General features: G+C 64.8%; 13 protein-coding genes. 9 read left to right on the plus strand and 4 right to left on the minus strand.

Features of this window, described 5'->3' with window-relative positions; all coding sequences use genetic code 11:
• Positions 1-36: 36 nt before the first annotated feature.
• The gene (gbcA, locus tag U873_RS0126800; protein ID WP_025131181.1) at positions 37-1,332 is read right to left on the minus strand and encodes a glycine-betaine demethylase subunit GbcA; all 1,296 of its coding nucleotides are present in this window, start codon (positions 1,330-1,332) and stop codon (positions 37-39) included.
• Positions 1,333-1,622: 290 nt separating this feature from the next.
• On the opposite strand from gbcA, the gene gbcB reads away from it, so the two are divergent.
• The gene (gene gbcB / locus U873_RS0126805; RefSeq protein ID WP_025131182.1) at positions 1,623-2,723 is read left to right on the plus strand and encodes a glycine-betaine demethylase subunit GbcB; all 1,101 of its coding nucleotides are present in this window, start codon (positions 1,623-1,625) and stop codon (positions 2,721-2,723) included.
• Positions 2,724-2,793: 70 nt separating this feature from the next.
• Here the strand turns inward: gbcB and U873_RS0126810 are convergent, their stop codons facing one another.
• The 3 genes from U873_RS0126810 to U873_RS0126820 form a co-directional block, all read right to left on the minus strand.
• Entirely contained in the window at positions 2,794-3,621 is an 828-nt protein-coding gene (locus U873_RS0126810) for a nitrilase-related carbon-nitrogen hydrolase (RefSeq protein ID WP_025131183.1), read from the minus strand.
• Entirely contained in the window at positions 3,618-5,063 is a 1,446-nt protein-coding gene (locus U873_RS0126815) for a cytosine permease (RefSeq protein ID WP_025131184.1), read from the minus strand. Before U873_RS0126815 ends, U873_RS0126810 begins: the two co-directional genes overlap by 4 nt.
• A 573-nt stretch (positions 5,064-5,636) precedes the next feature.
• Positions 5,637-6,677, minus strand: coding sequence for a low specificity L-threonine aldolase (locus U873_RS0126820; RefSeq protein WP_025131185.1), 1,041 nt, complete (start codon positions 6,675-6,677; stop codon positions 5,637-5,639).
• A gap of 100 nt (positions 6,678-6,777) precedes the next feature.
• On the opposite strand from U873_RS0126820, the gene U873_RS0126825 reads away from it, so the two are divergent.
• The 8 genes from U873_RS0126825 to fdhA all read left to right on the plus strand — a co-directional run bounded on the left by U873_RS0126825 (position 6,778) and on the right by fdhA (position 17,250).
• Positions 6,778-7,518 (plus strand): TraX family protein, encoded by a 741-nt coding sequence (locus U873_RS0126825; RefSeq protein ID WP_025131186.1) that lies wholly within the window; start codon positions 6,778-6,780, stop codon positions 7,516-7,518.
• Positions 7,519-8,238: 720 nt separating this feature from the next.
• Complete coding sequence (locus U873_RS0126830; RefSeq protein WP_025131187.1) at positions 8,239-9,492, plus strand: serine hydroxymethyltransferase; 1,254 nt, start codon at positions 8,239-8,241, stop codon at positions 9,490-9,492.
• 23 nt (positions 9,493-9,515) lie between these two features.
• Positions 9,516-10,766, plus strand: a complete 1,251-nt coding sequence (locus U873_RS0126835; RefSeq protein ID WP_025131188.1) for a sarcosine oxidase subunit beta family protein — start codon at positions 9,516-9,518, stop codon at positions 10,764-10,766.
• A 14-nt stretch (positions 10,767-10,780) separates the two neighbouring features.
• On the plus strand, positions 10,781-11,083 hold the full coding sequence (locus U873_RS0126840) for a sarcosine oxidase subunit delta (protein ID WP_025131189.1): 303 nt from the start codon (positions 10,781-10,783) through the stop codon (positions 11,081-11,083).
• Positions 11,080-14,097, plus strand: a complete 3,018-nt coding sequence (locus U873_RS0126845) for a sarcosine oxidase subunit alpha (protein ID WP_025131190.1) — start codon at positions 11,080-11,082, stop codon at positions 14,095-14,097. Before U873_RS0126840 ends, U873_RS0126845 begins: the two co-directional genes overlap by 4 nt.
• 135 nt (positions 14,098-14,232) lie before the next feature.
• Positions 14,233-14,865: a sarcosine oxidase subunit gamma gene (locus U873_RS0126850; RefSeq protein WP_025131191.1), complete on the plus strand. Its 633-nt coding sequence runs from the start codon at positions 14,233-14,235 to the stop codon at positions 14,863-14,865.
• 155 nt (positions 14,866-15,020) lie between these two features.
• On the plus strand, positions 15,021-15,878 hold the full coding sequence (gene purU, locus U873_RS0126855) for a formyltetrahydrofolate deformylase (protein ID WP_025131192.1): 858 nt from the start codon (positions 15,021-15,023) through the stop codon (positions 15,876-15,878).
• Between the two features lie 172 nt (positions 15,879-16,050).
• Complete coding sequence (gene fdhA / locus U873_RS0126860) at positions 16,051-17,250, plus strand: formaldehyde dehydrogenase, glutathione-independent (protein ID WP_015637296.1); 1,200 nt, start codon at positions 16,051-16,053, stop codon at positions 17,248-17,250.
• Positions 17,251-17,277: the final 27 nt, after the last annotated feature.

A 17,277-nucleotide genomic window follows, 5' to 3' on the forward strand; every position in this document is an offset into this window, starting at 1 on the left:
TGCAGGAGCGAGCAGGCTCGCCCCTGCAAGAGCGTGTCAGCCGTGTACGGGTACGCCCTTGAGATAAGGCGCCGGTTCCGCACCGAGGTTGCTCAGCATGCGCTCGCTGTACCAGTCGACGAAGTTGACCACGCCGAACTCGTAGGTCTTGGAGTACGGACCCGGCTGGTAGGCGGTGGAGTTTATGCCGCGCTGATTCTCTTCCGCCAGGCGCCGGTCCTGGGCGTTGGTGGCGTCCCATACCTGGCGCATGCGCTCGACGTCGTAGTCCACGCCTTCCACCGCGTCCTTGTGCACGATCCACTTGGTGGTGACGATGGTTTCCTGGGCGCTGATGGGCCACACGGTGAACACGATGATGTGGTCGCCCATGCAGTGGTTCCACGAGTGCGGCAGGTGCAGGATGCGCATCGAGCCCAGGTCCGGGTTCTTGATCCGCCCCATCAGCTTGGCGCAGCCCTGCTTGCCGTCCAGGGTCATGGACACGGTGCCCTTGAGCAGCGGCATGCGCACGATGCGGTTGCGCAGGCCGAAGCTGGCGTGGGCGTAAGGGATCTTCTCGGCTTCCCAGGCGGCAGCGGAGGCAGCCACGTGGTCCTTGAAGGCCTGGTCGGCCCGCGGGTCGGTGACGTCGTCCCATTCCAGCAGGGTTTTCAGCAATTCGGGGTGCGAGCCGCCGCAGTGGTAGCACTCGCGGTTGTTCTCCAGCACCAGCTTCCAGTTGGCCTTTTCGTGCAAGGTGGTCTGCACCGCCACCTTGGTGTTCTCCATGTCGTAGGGCTCCATGTAATGGGCCAGGGTGGAGAGGAAGTCGTCGATGGCCGGCGGGTTCTCGGCCAGGGAGATGAAGATGTAGCCGCCGGCAGTCTTCACGTTCACCGGTTTCAGGCCGTACTGCTTCATGTCGAAGTCGGCGCCCATCTCGGTGCCGGCGAACAGCAGGCGCCCGTCCAGTTCGTAGGTCCACTGGTGGTAGTGGCAGACCAGCTTGGCCACCTTGCCCTTGTCGCTGGTGCACAGCCGTGAGCCGCGGTGGCGGCAGACGTTGTGGAAGGCGTGGACCACGCCGTCGGCGCCACGGATGACGATGATCGGGTTCTTGCCGATCTGCAGGGTGATGTAGTTGCCCTTGGTGGGAATCTCGCAGGTCATGCCGGCGATCAGCCATTCCTTCTGGAAGATCTCCTGCATGTCGATATCGAACAGCCTTTCATCGCAGTAGAACGGCTGCGGCAGGGAAAAGGTCCGTTCGCGTTCCTGCAGCATCTGTGCAGTGGCCTTGCGTGCGGGTTCCAGTGGATCGCCCAAGCTCAGGGTTGCGGTGACGTCCATCGTTCAAGTCCTCATGGCCGTTCGGTGCGGCCGGCGAATTAAATAGTGGCTACGGTGGGTGCTACGCAAGTCACGAAAAATCGGCTGTCGTGTTGGAGGCGAGTGTGGGTCCGCAGACGCCTTGAACCTTATCCATGGGCGACATGGCCCAATCTGTTCCCGACGCGCAAGCCCCTGTACCTGGGGGCTGGTCGCGATAAGCATGTGAATGTCGCAGATAGGTAAATGGGCGCGGGAAGCCTTACGCAGAATCGCTGACAAGACGCCGACGCCCGGCCGTGGAGATCAGCATGTCCAACACCTTCCTCAACCCGGTCACCACCCAGACCTGGGCCAATGGCCGTCACATCGTCCGTTGCGTCAAAGTCATCCAGGAAACCTGGGACGTGCGGACCTTCTGCTTCATGGCCGACCAGCCGATCATGTTCTTCTTCAAGCCGGGGCAGTTCGTCACCCTGGAGCTGGAGATCGAAGGCCTGCCGGTGATGCGCTCCTACACAATCTCCAGCTCGCCGTCGGTGCCCTACAGCTTTTCGGTCACCATCAAGCGCGTGCCCGGGGGCAAGGTTTCCAACTGGCTGCATGACACCCTGCACGAGGGCCAGGAACTGGCGGTGCACGGGCCGGTGGGGCTGTTCAACGCCATCGACTTTCCGGCGCCGAAGATCCTCTACCTCAGCGGCGGCGTCGGCATTACTCCGGTGATGTCCATGGCGCGCTGGTTCTACGACACCAACGCCAACGTCGACATGGTGTTCATCCACAGCGCCCGCTCACCCAAGGACATCATTTACCACCGCGAGCTGGAGCACATGGCCTCGCGGATCGACAACTTCAGCCTGCACCTGATCTGCGAAAAGCACGGTCTGGGCGAGCCCTGGGCCGGTTATCGCGGTTACCTGAACCACAAGATGCTGGAACTGATGGCCCCGGACTTCCTCGAGCGGGAGGTGTTCTGCTGCGGCCCCACGCCTTACATGAGCGCGGTCAAGCGCCTGCTGGAAGCCGCCGGTTTCGACATGACGCGCTACCACGAGGAGTCCTTCGGCGCGACCCCGGCCGAAGCCCGGGCCGATGCCGTGGAGCACGCCGAACAGGCGGCCGAGGCGCCGGAACCGGACCTGGCGGACCTGCATCAGGTGGAGTTCACCGCTTCGGGCAAGAGCATCCGCGTGGCCCCGGGGGAAACCGTGCATGCGGCCGCGGCCAAGCTCGGCCTGATGATTCCCAAGGCCTGCGGCATGGGCATCTGCGGCACCTGCAAGGTGCTCAAGCTGGGGGGCGAGGTGGAGATGGAGCACAACGGCGGGATCACCGAGGAAGACGAAGCCGAAGGCTACATCCTGTCCTGCTGCAGCGTGCCCAAGGGCGACGTGCGGGTGGAGTTCTGATCGCCGCCAAGCCGGCTCCTACAGCCGTTTCCTGTAGGAGCTGGCTGGCCAGCGAACCGAGACAACCAGGTTACTGATACAGCGCCGGGCGCCGATCCAGGTGCACATGGTTATGTTCACTGATGGACTTGTGCCAGGCCTGGGCCAGGTCCAGGTCCGCCAGCAACAGTTGTTCACGGCGCTCCCGATCCTTGCCCGCCAGGGGATAGCCATCGGCATCGACAATGGTCGAGCCTCCGACCCAGTCCACTCCACGCTCCTCGCCGCAGCGATCGCAGGCGGCAATGAACATCCGGTTGACCGCCGCGTTGGCCTGGACCCGGACCATTTCCGCCGGGCGCTCGCTGGCCGGGCGCGGGCCGTCCGGCCAGTTCACCGGGGCGCACAGCAGGGCGGCGCCGGCCAGGGCGGGCAGGCGCACCCACTCGGGGAACTCCAGGTCGTAGCAGATCATCATGGCGATCGGCCCGAAGCGCGTGGCCACCACCGGCGGCGGTTCGTCGCCGGCGGTGAAGATCAGGTTTTCCTGATCCCACAGGTGGGCCTTGCGGTACACCGTCAGGCTGCCCTCGGGCTCGATCAGCGCGGCGCTGTTGGCCACGCGTTCATCGTCCAGGCGCTCGCAGAAACCGGCGACTATCACCACCTGCAGTTCCTCGGCGAGGCTTTTCCACAGGCTCAGGGTCGGCCCGTCGAGGGGCTCGGCCAGGGCCAGGGCCTCTTTCAGGTCGGTGAACACATAGCCGCTTTGCACCAGTTCGGGCAGCACCACCACCTGGGCGCCGCGGGCGGCGGCCTGGCGGATGGCCTCGGCGCTGAGGGTGCGGTTGTAGTCCAGGTCGCCGATCCGTGGCGCCAGCTGCTGGCAGGCCACTTTCAGGGTGGGCTGGGGAATCATTGGGCGCCTCCTTCCAGTTGCTGTTCGCTGGCCTGGATGGCCAGACGCTCCGCATCCAGGTCGAGGTTGCGGGTCAGGCCCCAGTAAACCAGCCCGGCCACGGCCAGGCCAATCACGAAGGCAATGTCGGCGCCGCCCAGTGCCACCGACAAGGGGCCCTGGTAGAAGCTCAAGGACATGAACGGCACCATTGCCAGCAGGCCGAGGAAGTACGCCAGCAGCCCGGCGCTGGACCAGCGGCCGTAGATCCCGGCGGGGTTGAAGATGTCGCTGATGGCGTAGCGGCCTTTGCGCACCAGGTAGAAGTCCGCCAGGTTGACCGCGGTCCAGGGCACCAGGAAATACAGCATCAGCAGGACGAAGGTGTTGAAACTGCCCAGGTAGCTTTCGGGAATGTTCATGGCGATCAGGAAGATCACTACCGCCACCAGCAGGATCCCGGTCACCCGGCTCTTGAGGTTGGGCTTGATCGATTTGAAACCGTCGATGGCGCTGATGCCGGTGAGCATGGCGCCGTAGCAGTTGACTGCCATGATGCCCACCAGCGCCGGCACCGCAATCAGCACGGTGAAGGTGCCGAACCCGGGAATCACCCGGTTGCCCACTTCGCGCACGCTGGCGATGGCGTCCGGCGAAGGCAGGGCGGAAGCCAGAAAGGCCCCCAGGGACATCAGCCACAGGGCCGAGCCGGCGGCGCCCAGGTAGGTCCAGAAGATCACCTGGCGTGACGGCGTCTTGTGTGGCAGGTAGCGCGAGTAGTCGGAGACGTACACCGAATAGCTGATCTGGTAGCCGGCGGCGGCCGACAGCTGGATCAGGAACGCCGACCAGGAAAAGTGCGCATCGGCCACTGCGGCGTCGGCCTGCAGGGTCAGTAGGGCGCTGACGGTGAGCACCGCGAACACACTGATCATCACGTAGGTCAGCCAGCGTTGCACGGTGTGCAGCAGGTCATGGCCGATCACCGCGATCAGCACCGCCACGGCGATCATCAAGGTGTACCAGGGCGCCCGGGCGCCGGGAATCACCGTGTTGATGGCGTCAGTGGCGAGGATCACGTTGAACACGTTGAAGCCGATGTAGACGAACACCACCGCGGTGAAGGGCACGATGGCGCCCCGCAGGCCGAACTGGGCGCGGGACTGGATCATCTGCGGCAGGCCCATGCGCGGGCCCTGGTTGGCGTGGAAGGCCATGCAGAAGGTGCCCAGGCACACGCCGATGACGATCGCCAGGATCGCGTATTGCAGGCTCAGGCCCAGGGCTGCGCCGGTGAATCCGGTGACCATGGTGGTGAGCACGAAGTTGCCGGTGAACCAGAACGGGCCCTGGTGCCAGACCTTGCCGTGGCGTTCATCGCGGGGCACATAGTCGATGGAGCGGGTCTCGATCTTCAGGCCGGGAGGCGGGGCTTTCTCGGTGACGCAAGAAGAGGTCGTCATGGGGTACAGCCTTGTTTTTATAGGTCGACCCTGGAGTCTCGGACAAACGCAGCGGTTGTTGAATCAGTGGGGGCAAATAATCAGTTCAGGAATCTGTGAACTGATGGCGGCCGGAGGAGACGTCGGCGGGATTTGCGCCTGGCTTGCGGGCCCCTTCGCTGGCAAGCCAGCTCCCACGGGAGGGGAGAGGACGTGGCCTTTGTAGGAGCCGGCTTGCCGGCGAAGGCGTCGGCGGGATCGGCGTCTGGCTTGCGGGCCTCTTCGCTGGCAAGCCAGCTCCTACGGAAGAGGGGCTGGCGCGGCCCTTGTAGGAGCCGGCTTGCCGGCGAAGGCGTCGGCGGGATCGGCGCCTGGCTTGCGGGCCTCTTCGCTGGCAAGCCAGCTCCTACGGAAGAGGGGCTGGCGCGGCCCTTGTAGGAGCCGGCTTGCCGGCGAAGGCGTCGGTGGGATTTGCGCCTGGCTTGCGGGCTCTTCGCTGGCAAGCCAGCTCCTACGGGAGAGGAGCTGGCGCGGCCTTTGTAGGAGCCGGCTTGCCGGCGAAGGCGTCGCAAGGATCGACGCCTGGCTTGCGGGTCAGGCGCTCATCACCGTGCGGATATCCGCCGCCAGCTCCCGCACCCGTTCTTCCTCGGTGTCCCAGGAACACATGAAGCGCGCGCCACCCTTGCCGATGAAGGTATAGAAGCGCCAGCCCTTGGCCGTCAGCGCGGCAATCGCCGGTTCCGAAAGCTGCAGGAACACGCCGTTGGCCTGCACCGGGAACATCAGCTCAACGCCGGGAATGTCTTCCACCAGTTGGGCCAGCAACTGTGCGCAGTGGTTGGCGTGGCGCGCGTACTTGAGCCAGGCGTCGTTTTCCAGCAAGCCGACCCAGGGCGCCGAGAGAAAGCGCATTTTCGAGGCCAGCTGGCCGGCCTGCTTGCAGCGGTAGTCGAAGTCTTCCGCCAGTTTGTGGTTGAAGAACAGGATCGCCTCGCCCACCGCCATGCCGTTTTTCGTGCCGCCAAAGCACAGCACGTCGACCCCGGCCTTCCAGGTCAGCTCCGCCGGGGTGCAGCCGAGGAAGGCGCAGGCGTTGGAGAAGCGTGCGCCGTCCATGTGCAGGTTCAGCCCCAGTTCCTTGCAGGTGGCGCTGATGGCGCGAACTTCTTCCGGGGTGTAGACGCTGCCCACTTCGGTGGCCTGGGTCAGGGTCACCACCCGCGGCTTGGGGTAGTGGATGTCCTGGCGCTTGAGGGCCACCTCGCGGATCGATTCCGGGGTCAGCTTGCCGTTATGGGTGCCGGCGATCAGCAACTTGGAGCCGTTGGAGAAAAATTCCGGGGCGCCGCATTCGTCGGTCTCGACGTGGGCGGTTTCCGAGCAGATCACGCTGTGGTAACTCTGGCACAGCGACGACAGCGCCAGGGAGTTGGCGGCGGTGCCGTTGAAGGCGAAGAACACTTCACAGTCGGTTTCGAAGAGTTTGCGGAAATGATCCGAGGCGCGAGCGGTCCACTGGTCGTCGCCGTAAGCGCGCTCGTGGCCGTGATTGGCCTGCTCCATGGCTGCCCAGGCTTCGGGGCAGATGCCGGAGTAGTTGTCGCTGGCGAATTGTTGGCTCTTGTCGGTCATGGCCGGCTCCGTGGTCGATGATGGTGCGCACTTTAACCAAGAATAATGGCCCAGCACACGCTCTGTTTATGCCGGAATAATGCATGGCCTATAAGGATTTATGCGTGACGCGATGCTGAAACCCGATACTGCCCGGCGCGACGGGGCACTGGATGCGCTGAAATGGCTGGCGCTGCTGAGCATGGTCCTCGATCACCTGCGATATGTGGGCCTGAGCCTGGACTGGCTGTACGTACCCGGGCGCCTAGCGTTTCCCTGGTTCTGCCTGGCCATGGCGGTGAATCTGACCCGGGCCAGGGTTGAAACCGACAACCGACCGGGACAATGGCGTTACCTGGGCTGGTTGTTGCTGTTCAGCCTGCTGAGCGAGATTCCCTATCGCCTGTTCATTCCAGACCCCGACACCTTGAATGTCCTGCCCACCTTGGCCCTGGGGCTGCTGGTGGCCCGGGGCTGGCAGCGACGCCAGGGCCTGGACCTGGGGCTTGGCCTGCTGGCCTTGCTGCTGGCGGTGGTTTTCAGTGAGCGGCTGATGTTCGGCGCCTTCGGGGTGCTGCTGCCGCTGGCCCTGGTGCTGGTGCTGCGTCGGCCCTGGTATTTCAGCCTGCTGCCTGGGGCGTTGTGCCTGGCGGCCAATCAATGGCAGACCTTGTTCCCGGTGGCGCGCCTGGGCAACCCAGTGGCGACTTATGGTATTGCCGCCTGTCTGCTGGCGCCGTTGCTGGGGCTGTTGCTGCTGCAAACCTTGCACGGCCGCCTGTTCCCGGCGATGCGCCGCTGGGCCTACCTGCTGTACCCGGCGCACTTTCTCCTGCTGTTGGCCCTGCGCACATCCCTGTAGGAGCCGGCTTGCCGGCGAAGGCGTCGGTCGGGTTTGCGCTCGGCTTTAGGGCCTCTTCGCTGGCAAGCCAGCTCCTACGGGGGAGGTGGTGGCCGCTTTTGTAGGAGCCGGCTTGCCGGCGAAGGCGTCGGTCGGGTTTGCGCTCGGCGTTAGGGCCTCTTCGCTGGCAAGCCAGCTCCTACGGGGGGGCGCTTTTGTAGGAGCCGGCTTGCCGGCGAAGGCTGCCGTCGGGTTTGCGCTCGGCGTTAGGGCCTCTTCGCTGGCAAGCCAGCTCCTACGGGGGAGGTGGTGGCCGCTTTTGTAGGAGCCGGCTTGCCGGCGAAGGCGTTCGTCGGGTTTGCGCCTGGCTTTAGGGCCTCTTCGCTGGCAAGCCAGCTCCTACGGGGGAGGTGGTGGCCGCTTTTGTAGGAGCCGGCTTGCCGGCGAAGGCGGCAGTCGGGTTTGCGCCTGGCTTGAGGGCCTCTTCGCTGGCAAGCCAGCTCCTACGGGGGAGGGGCGTTGCGGTGCGGGGGAGGGACAGGCCCGATCCAGAGCCGTTGGCGGGTGGCGCAGGCGGGCATCTATCCGTGGGCGCCAGGGCATGTCGTAAACGCACCTTTGCGTGGCGTCCATAGGCATTTGAGTTCGCCGTCCCGGTCATACCATCGCATCCAAAGGGCGCAGCTGTAAGGCTCGCCTCACCGAGACGAAAGGCGCAGCGCCGCCGCTGGGAGAGACGTGATGTTCAGCAAGCAAGACCAGATCCAGGGTTACGACGATGCACTGCTGGCGGCGATCAATGCCGAGGAACAACGCCAGGAAGATCACATCGAGCTGATCGCGTCGGAAAACTACACCAGCAAGCGGGTGATGCAGGCGCAAGGCAGCGGGCTGACCAACAAGTACGCCGAGGGCTATCCGGGCAAGCGCTACTACGGCGGCTGCGAGCATGTGGACAAGGTCGAGGCCCTGGCCATCGAGCGCGCCAAGCAGCTGTTCGGCGCCGATTACGCCAACGTCCAGCCGCACTCCGGCTCTTCGGCCAACAGCGAGGTGTACCTGGCCCTGCTGCAGGCTGGCGACACCATCCTCGGCATGAGCCTGGCCCACGGCGGCCACCTGACCCACGGGGCCAAGGTGTCGTCCTCGGGCAAGCTGTACAACGCCGTGCAGTACGGCATCGATAGCCGTACCGGGCTGATCGACTACGACGAAGTCGAGCGCCTGGCCGTGGAACATAAGCCGAAGATGATCGTCGCCGGCTTCTCGGCCTACTCCAAGACCCTGGATTTCCCGCGCTTCCGGCAGATCGCCGACAAGGTCGGGGCGCTGCTGTTCGTCGACATGGCCCACGTTGCCGGGCTGGTGGCCGCCGGTCTGTACCCCAACCCGCTGCCCTATGCCGACGTGGTCACCACCACCACCCACAAGACCCTGCGCGGCCCTCGTGGCGGGCTGATCCTGGCCAAGGCCAACGAAGAGATCGAGAAGAAACTCAACGCCGCGGTATTCCCCGGCGCCCAGGGCGGCCCGCTGATGCACGTGATTGCGGCCAAGGCGGTGTGCTTCAAGGAAGCGTCGGAGCCGGGCTTCAAGGCCTATCAGCAGCAAGTGATCGACAACGCCCAGGCCATGGCCGGCGTGTTTATCAAACGCGGCTACGATGTAGTGTCCGGCGGCACCGACAACCACCTGTTCCTGGTCAGCCTGATTCGCCAGGGCCTGACCGGCAAGGATGCCGATGCTGCCCTGGGCCGCGCCCATATCACTGTGAACAAGAACGCCGTGCCCAACGATCCGCAGTCGCCGTTCGTCACGTCCGGCCTGCGCATCGGCACCCCGGCGGTCACCACCCGCGGATTCAAGGTCACCCAGTGCACCGAGCTGGCGGGCTGGATCTGCGACATCCTCGATCACCTCGGCGATGCCGACGTCGAGGCCAATGTCGCTCGCCAGGTGGCGGCCCTGTGTGCTGATTTCCCGGTTTACCGCTGAGAGCCGCAACTGGAGCAATGACTATGCAACGCTATTCGGGCTTCGGCCTCTTCAAGCACTCTCTCAGCCACCATGAAAACTGGCAGCGCATGTGGCGCACGCCGACCCCGAAAAAAGTCTATGACGTGGTCATCGTCGGCGGCGGCGGGCATGGCCTGGCCACCGCCTACTACCTGGCCAAGGAACACGGCATCACCAACGTAGCGGTGGTGGAGAAGGGCTGGCTGGGTGGTGGCAACACCGCGCGCAACACCACCATCGTGCGCTCCAACTACCTGTGGGACGAGTCGGCGCAGCTCTACGAGCACGCCATGAAACTCTGGGAAGGCCTGTCCCAGGACCTCAACTACAACGTGATGTTCTCCCAGCGCGGGGTCTACAACCTGTGCCACACCCTGCAGGACATCCGTGATTCCGAGCGCCGGGTCAGCGCCAACCGCCTCAACGGCATCGACGGCGAGTTGCTCAACACCCAGCAGGTGGCGGACGAGATCCCCTACCTGGACTGCTCGAAGAACACCCGCTACCCGGTGCTCGGCGCCACGGTGCAACGCCGCGGCGGCGTGGCCCGTCACGACGCCGTGGCCTGGGGCTTTGCCCGGGCCGCCGACGCCCTGGGCGTGGACCTGATCCAGCAGACCGAAGTCATTGGCTTTCGCAAGGAAAATGGCGTGTGCATCGGCGTCGAGACCAACAAGGGCTTTATCGGCGCCAAACGCGTCGGGGTGGTCACCGCCGGCAACTCCGGGCACATGGCCAAGCTCGCGGGCTTCCGCCTGCCGATCGAATCCCACCCGCTGCAAGCACTGGTGTCGGAGCCGATCAAGCCGATCATCGACAGCGTGATCATGTCCAACGCGGTGCACGGCTACATTAGCCAGTCCGACAAGGGCGACCTGGTGATCGGCGCCGGCATCGACGGCTGGGTTGGCTACGGCCAGCGTGGTTCCTACCCGGTGATCGAGCACACCATCCAGGCCATCGTCGAGATGTTCCCGATCCTGTCCCGGGTGCGCATGAACCGCCAATGGGGCGGCATCGTCGACACCAGCCCGGACGCCTGCCCGATCATCTCCAAGACCCCGGTGCCGAACATGTTCTTCAACTGCGGCTGGGGCACCGGCGGCTTCAAGGCCACTCCGGGCTCGGGCAACGTGTTTGCCGCGAGCCTGGCCAAGGGCGAGATGCACCCATTGGCCGCACCTTTCTCCATCGACCGTTTCCACAACGGTGCGCTGATCGATGAACACGGCGCTGCTGCGGTCGCCCACTAAAAGGACAAAACCCTATGTTGCATATCTTCTGTCCTCACTGCGGCGAACTGCGCTCCGAAGAGGAATTCCACTCGTCCGGCCAGGCTCACATTCCACGGCCCCTGGACCCTAACGCCTGCACCGACGAGGAGTGGGGCGACTACATGTTCTTCCGCGACAACCCCCGTGGCCTGCATCACGAGTTGTGGATCCACGCTGCCGGTTGCCGCCAGTACTTCAACGCCACCCGCGACACCGTCACCTACGAAATCCTTGAAACCTACAAGATCGGCAGCAAGCCGCAATTCACCGCCAAGGCTGCTGGAGAGAAGGTATGAGCCAGACCAATCGCCTGTCCAACGGCGGACGCATCGACCGCAACAAGGTCCTGACCTTCACCTTCAACGGCCAGAGCTACAAGGGCTTCGAGGGCGACACCCTGGCCTCGGCCCTGCTCGCCAACGGCGTGGACATCATCGGCCGCAGCTTCAAGTACTCCCGGCCCCGAGGCATCTTCGCCGCCGGTTGTGAAGAGCCCAATGCGGTGCTGCAGATCGGTGCCACCGAAGCCACCCAGATTCCCAACGTGCGCGCCACCCAGCAGGCGCTGTACCAGGGCCTGGTAGCCACCAGCACCAACGGCTGGCCCAGCGTCAACAACGACATGATGGGGATCCTCGGCAAGGTCGGCGGCAAGCTGATGCCGCCGGGCTTCTACTACAAAACCTTCATGTACCCGCAATCGTTCTGGATGACCTACGAGAAGTACATCCGCAAGGCCGCAGGCCTGGGCCGTTCGCCCACCGAGAACGATCCGGACACCTACGACAACATGAACCAGCACTGCGATGTGCTGATCGTCGGTGGTGGCCCCGCCGGCCTCGCCGCCGCCCTGGCCGCCGCCCGCAGTGGCGCCCGGGTGATCCTCGCCGATGAGCAGGAAGAATTCGGCGGCAGCTTGCTGGACAGCCGCGAAAGCCTGGACGGCAAACCGGCCTCGGAGTGGGTAGCCAGCGTGGTTGCCGAGCTGCAGTCCCTGCCGGACGTGTTGCTGCTGCCGCGGGCCACGGTCAACGGCTATCACGACCACAACTTCCTGACCATTCATCAGCGCCTTACCGATCACCTCGGTGACCGTGCGCCGATTGGCCAGGTGCGCCAGCGTATTCACCGGGTGCGGGCCAAGCGCGTGGTGCTGGCCACCGGCGCCCATGAGCGGCCGCTGGTCTATGGCAACAACGATGTGCCGGGCAACATGCTGGCCGGCGCCGTCTCCACCTACGTGCGTCGTTACGGCGTGGCCCCGGGCAAGAAACTGCTGCTGTCCACCAACAACGACCACGCCTACCGTGTGGCCCTGGACTGGCTCGACGCCAGCCTGCAGGTGGTGGCCATCGCCGACGCGCGGCACAACCCCCGCGGCGCCCTGGTGGAAGAAGCCCGGGCCAAGGGCATTCGCATCCTCACCTCCAGCGCGGTGATCGAGGCCCGTGGCAGCAAGCACGTGACCGGCGCGCGGGTGGCGGCCATCGACGTCAAGGCGCACAAGGTCACCAGCCCCGGCGAATGGCTCGACTGCGACCTGATCGCCAGCTCCGGCGGCTACAGCCCGGTGGTGCACCTGGCTTCGCACCTGGGCGGCAAGCCGGTGTGGCGCGAAGACATCCTCGGTTTCGTGCCCGGTGAAGCACCGCAGAAACGCGTGTGCGTGGGCGGCATCAATGGTGTCTACAGCCTCGGTGATGCCCTGGCGGATGGTTTCGAAGGCGGCGTGCGCGCGGCCAGCGAAGCCGGTTTCCAGGCCGTGGAGGGCGTGCTGCCCAAGGCCCTGGCCCGTCTTGAAGAGCCGACCCTGGCGCTGTTCCAGGTGCCTCACGAAAAAGGCACCGCTCGGGCACCGAAGCAATTCGTTGACCTGCAGAACGACGTCACCGCTGCCGCCATCGAACTGGCGACCCGCGAGGGCTTCGAGTCGGTGGAGCACGTCAAGCGCTATACCGCCCTGGGCTTCGGTACCGACCAGGGCAAGCTGGGCAACGTCAACGGCCTGGCCATTGCCGCCCGTTCGCTGAACGTCAGCATCCCGCAGATGGGCACCACCATGTTCCGTCCGAACTACACGCCGATCACCTTCGGCGCCGTGGCCGGCCGGCACTGCGGGCACATCTTCGAGCCGGTGCGTTTTACCGCGCTGCATCACTGGCACCTGAAGAACGGCGCCGAGTTCGAGGACGTCGGCCAGTGGAAACGTCCCTGGTACTTCCCGAAAAACGGCGAGGACCTGCATGCCGCGGTCAAGCGCGAATGCCAGGCGGTGCGCGACAGCGTCGGCCTGCTGGACGCCTCGACCCTGGGCAAGATCGACATCCAGGGCCCGGACGCCCGGGAATTCCTCAACCGCATCTACAGCAACGCCTGGACCAAGCTCGACGTGGGCAAGGCCCGCTACGGCCTGATGTGCAAGGAAGACGGCATGGTCTTCGACGATGGCGTCACCGCCTGTCTGGCCGACAACCACTTCCTGATGACCACCACCACCGGCGGCGCGGCTCGCGTGCTGCAGTGGCTGGAGATCTACCAGCAGACCGAATGGCCGGACCTCAAGGTGTACTTCACCTCGGTCACCGACCACTGGGCCACCATGACCCTGTCCGGGCCCAACAGCCGCAAGCTGCTGAGCGAAGTCACCGACATCGACCTGGACAAGGACGGCTTCCCGTTCATGACCTGGAAGGAAGGCCTGGTGGGCGGCGTGCCGGCCCGGGTGTTCCGCATCTCGTTCACCGGCGAGCTGTCCTACGAGGTCAACGTCCAGGCCGACTACGCCATGGGCGTGCTGGAGCAGATCGTCGAGGCTGGCAAGAAATACAACCTGACCCCCTACGGCACCGAGACCATGCACGTGCTGCGGGCCGAGAAGGGCTTCATCATCGTCGGCCAGGACACCGACGGCTCGATGACCCCGGACGACCTGAACATGGGTTGGTGCGTGGGCCGCACCAAGCCGTTCTCGTGGATCGGCTGGCGCGGCATGAACCGCGAAGACTGCGTGCGTGAGCAGCGCAAGCAACTGGTGGGCCTGAAGCCGATCGACCCGACCCAGTGGCTGCCGGAAGGCGCGCAGCTGGTGTTCAACCCCAAGCAGGCGATTCCCATGAGCATGGTCGGTCACGTGACCTCCAGCTATGCCCACAACTCCCTGGGTTATTCCTTTGCCCTGGGCGTGGTCAAGGGCGGCCTCAAGCGCCTGGGCGAGCGGGTCTTCGCGCCCCTGGCCGATGGCCGGGTGATCGAGGCGGAAATCGTTTCCTCGGTGTTCTTTGACCCCAAAGGTGATCGCCAGAACATTTAGGGCTAGGAACCGGCTTGTGTAGGAGCTGGCTCGCCAGCGAAGGCGGCCTCAGGGCTGGCACCAGGCTCAAGGGCCTCTTCGCCGGCAAGCCGGCTCCTACAGGGCGTTATCAACAGAATTCAGCACAGGTGCTCTATGACCGCAGTCAACGTTTACCCACAGCGCCCCACCAGCGGGGCCAAGGCCGAATCGTCGTTGCACCACGCCGACCTGCCGAGCCTGGTGGGCAAGGGCCGCAAGAACGCCGGGGTGACCCTGCGCGAGAAAAAACTCCTTGGCCACCTGACGATCCGTGGCGACGGCCACGATCCGGCTTTCGCCACCGGGGTGCACAAAGCCCTGGGCATCGAATTGCCAGGCGCCCTGAGCGTAGTGGTCAAGGGCGAGACCAGCCTGCAATGGCTGGGCCCGGATGAGTGGCTGCTGATCGTGCCCAGCGGCGAAGAGTTCGCCGCCGAGCAGAACCTGCGGGCCGCCCTGGGCGAGCTGCATATCCAGATCGTCAACGTCAGCGGCGGCCAGCAGATTCTCGAACTGTCCGGGCCCAACGTGCGCCAGGTGCTGATGAAGTCCACCAGCTACGACGTGCACCCCAACAACTTCCCGGTGGGCAAGGCGGTGGGCACGGTGTTCGCCAAGTCGCAGTTGGTGATCCGCCGTACCGGCGAAGACACCTGGGAACTGCTGGTACGCCGCAGCTTTTCCGATTACTGGTGGATGTGGCTGCAGGACGCCGCCGCTGAATACGGCCTCAGCGTCCAGGCCTGACGCCCGGCTTTGGCTGTGAGCGGTAGGAGCGAGCTTGCTCGCGAAAGATCCAAGGGCGCTGTGGTCTTCCGGGACATCCGTCCTTCGCGAGCAAGCTCGCTCCTACAGCGAATCGACCGCGCTGCGGTTGCCTTAACGAACAGGAGTTATCCCGTATGAGCCGCGCCCCCGACACATGGATTCTCACCGCCGACTGCCCCAGTGTGCTCGGCACGGTGGACGCGGTGACCCGCTTTCTGTTCGAGCAGGGCTGCTACGTCACCGAGCACCATTCCTTCGATGACCGGCTCTCGGGGCGCTTCTTCATCCGCGTGGAGTTCCGCCAGCCCGACGGCCTCGACGAGCAAGGTTTTCGCCAGGGCCTGGCGCAGCGGGCCAAGGCCTTCGAGATGAACTTCGAACTGACCGCGCCCAACTACCGGCCCAAGGTAGTGATCATGGTCTCCAAGGCTGACCACTGCCTCAACGACCTGCTCTACCGCCAGCGCATCGGCCAGTTGCCCATGGACGTGGTGGCGGTGGTGTCCAACCACCCGGACCTCAAGCCCCTGGCCGACTGGCACCAGATTCCCTACCACCACTTCCCCCTCGACCCCAACGACAAGCCGTCCCAGGAGCGCCAGGTGTGGCAGGTGATCGAGGAGTCCGGCGCCGAACTGGTGATCCTTGCCCGCTACATGCAGGTGCTGTCGCCGGAGCTGTGCCGCAAGCTCGACGGCAAGGCGATCAATATCCACCACTCCCTGCTGCCGGGTTTCAAGGGTGCCAAGCCTTATCACCAGGCCTACAACAAGGGGGTGAAGCTGGTGGGAGCCACGGCGCATTACATCAATAACGACCTGGACGAGGGGCCGATCATCGCCCAGGGCGTGGAGGTGGTGGACCACAGCTACTACCCCGAAGACCTGATCGCCAAGGGCCGGGATATCGAAGGCCTGACCCTGGCCCGGGCGGTGGGCTATCACATCGAACGGCGGGTGTTCTTGAACGGCAACCGCACGGTAGTGCTCTGATGATTCTTGGGGCTGCTGCGCAGCCCTTCGCGAGCAAGCTCGCTCCTACAGGCGTTGCGCCTGTTCGCATGAAAGCGGTTGTGAAAACGAAACAGCATCTGTACCCGAGCAATCCACGTGTTTCCCCCCTTTGGGTTACGCGGTTCCATAACAACAACAGCGAGGTGAAAGCATGTCTGGTAATCGTGGTGTCGTGTATCTCGGCAGCGGCAAGGTCGAAGTACGGAAAATCGACTATCCAAAAATGCAGGACCCGCGCGGCAGGAAGATCGAGCACGGCGTCATCCTGCGCGTGGTCTCCACCAATATCTGCGGTTCGGACCAGCACATGGTCCGTGGTCGTACCACCGCCCAGGTCGGCCTGGTCCTGGGTCATGAAATCACCGGCGAGGTGATCGAGAAGGGCAGTGACGTCGAGAACCTGAAGATCGGCGATCTGGTCTCGGTGCCGTTCAACGTGGCGTGCGGGCGCTGCCGCTCCTGCAAGGAGCAACACACCGGGGTCTGCCTGACCGTCAACCCGGCCCGCGCCGGTGGTGCCTACGGCTACGTCGACATGGGTGACTGGACCGGTGGCCAGGCCGAGTACGTGCTGGTGCCTTACGCCGACTTCAACCTGCTGAAGCTGCCGAACCGCGACAAGGCCATGGAGAAGATCCGCGACCTGACCTGCCTCTCCGACATCCTGCCCACCGGTTATCACGGCGCTGTGACTGCCGGTGTCGGCCCGGGCAGTACCGTTTATGTGGCCGGTGCCGGCCCAGTGGGCCTGGCGGCCGCTGCTTCCGCGCGCCTGCTGGGGGCGGCGGTGGTGATCGTCGGTGACGTCAACCCGGTGCGCCTGGCCCACGCCAAGGCCCAGGGCTTTGAGATTGCCGACCTGTCCAAGGACACCCCGCTGCACGAGCAGATCGCCGATTTGCTCGGCGAGCCGGAAGTGGACTGCGCAGTGGACGCCGTGGGCTTCGAAGCCCGGGGCCACGGCCATGCCGGCGCCCAGCACGAAGCCCCGGCCACCGTGCTCAACTCCCTGATGGGCGTGGTGCGGGTGGCGGGCAAGATCGGCATCCCCGGCCTGTACGTCACCGAAGACCCGGGTGCGGTGGACGCCGCAGCGAAGATGGGCAGCCTGAGCATCCGTTTCGGCCTGGGCTGGGCCAAGTCCCACAGCTTCCACACCGGCCAGACGCCGGTGATGAAGTACAACCGCCAACTGATGCAGGCCATCATGTGGGACCGCATCAACATTGCCGACGTGGTGGGGGTTGAAGTCATCAGCCTCGACGACGCCCCGCGCGGCTATGGCGAGTTCGATGCCGGCGTGCCGAAGAAATTCGTCATCGACCCGCACAAGCTGTTCAGCGCTGCCTGAGGTTTGCGGCAATAGGAGCAAAGGGCG

The organism is Pseudomonas sp. PH1b (assembly GCF_000633395.1).
Taxonomy (GTDB): Bacteria; Pseudomonadota; Gammaproteobacteria; order Pseudomonadales; family Pseudomonadaceae; genus Aquipseudomonas.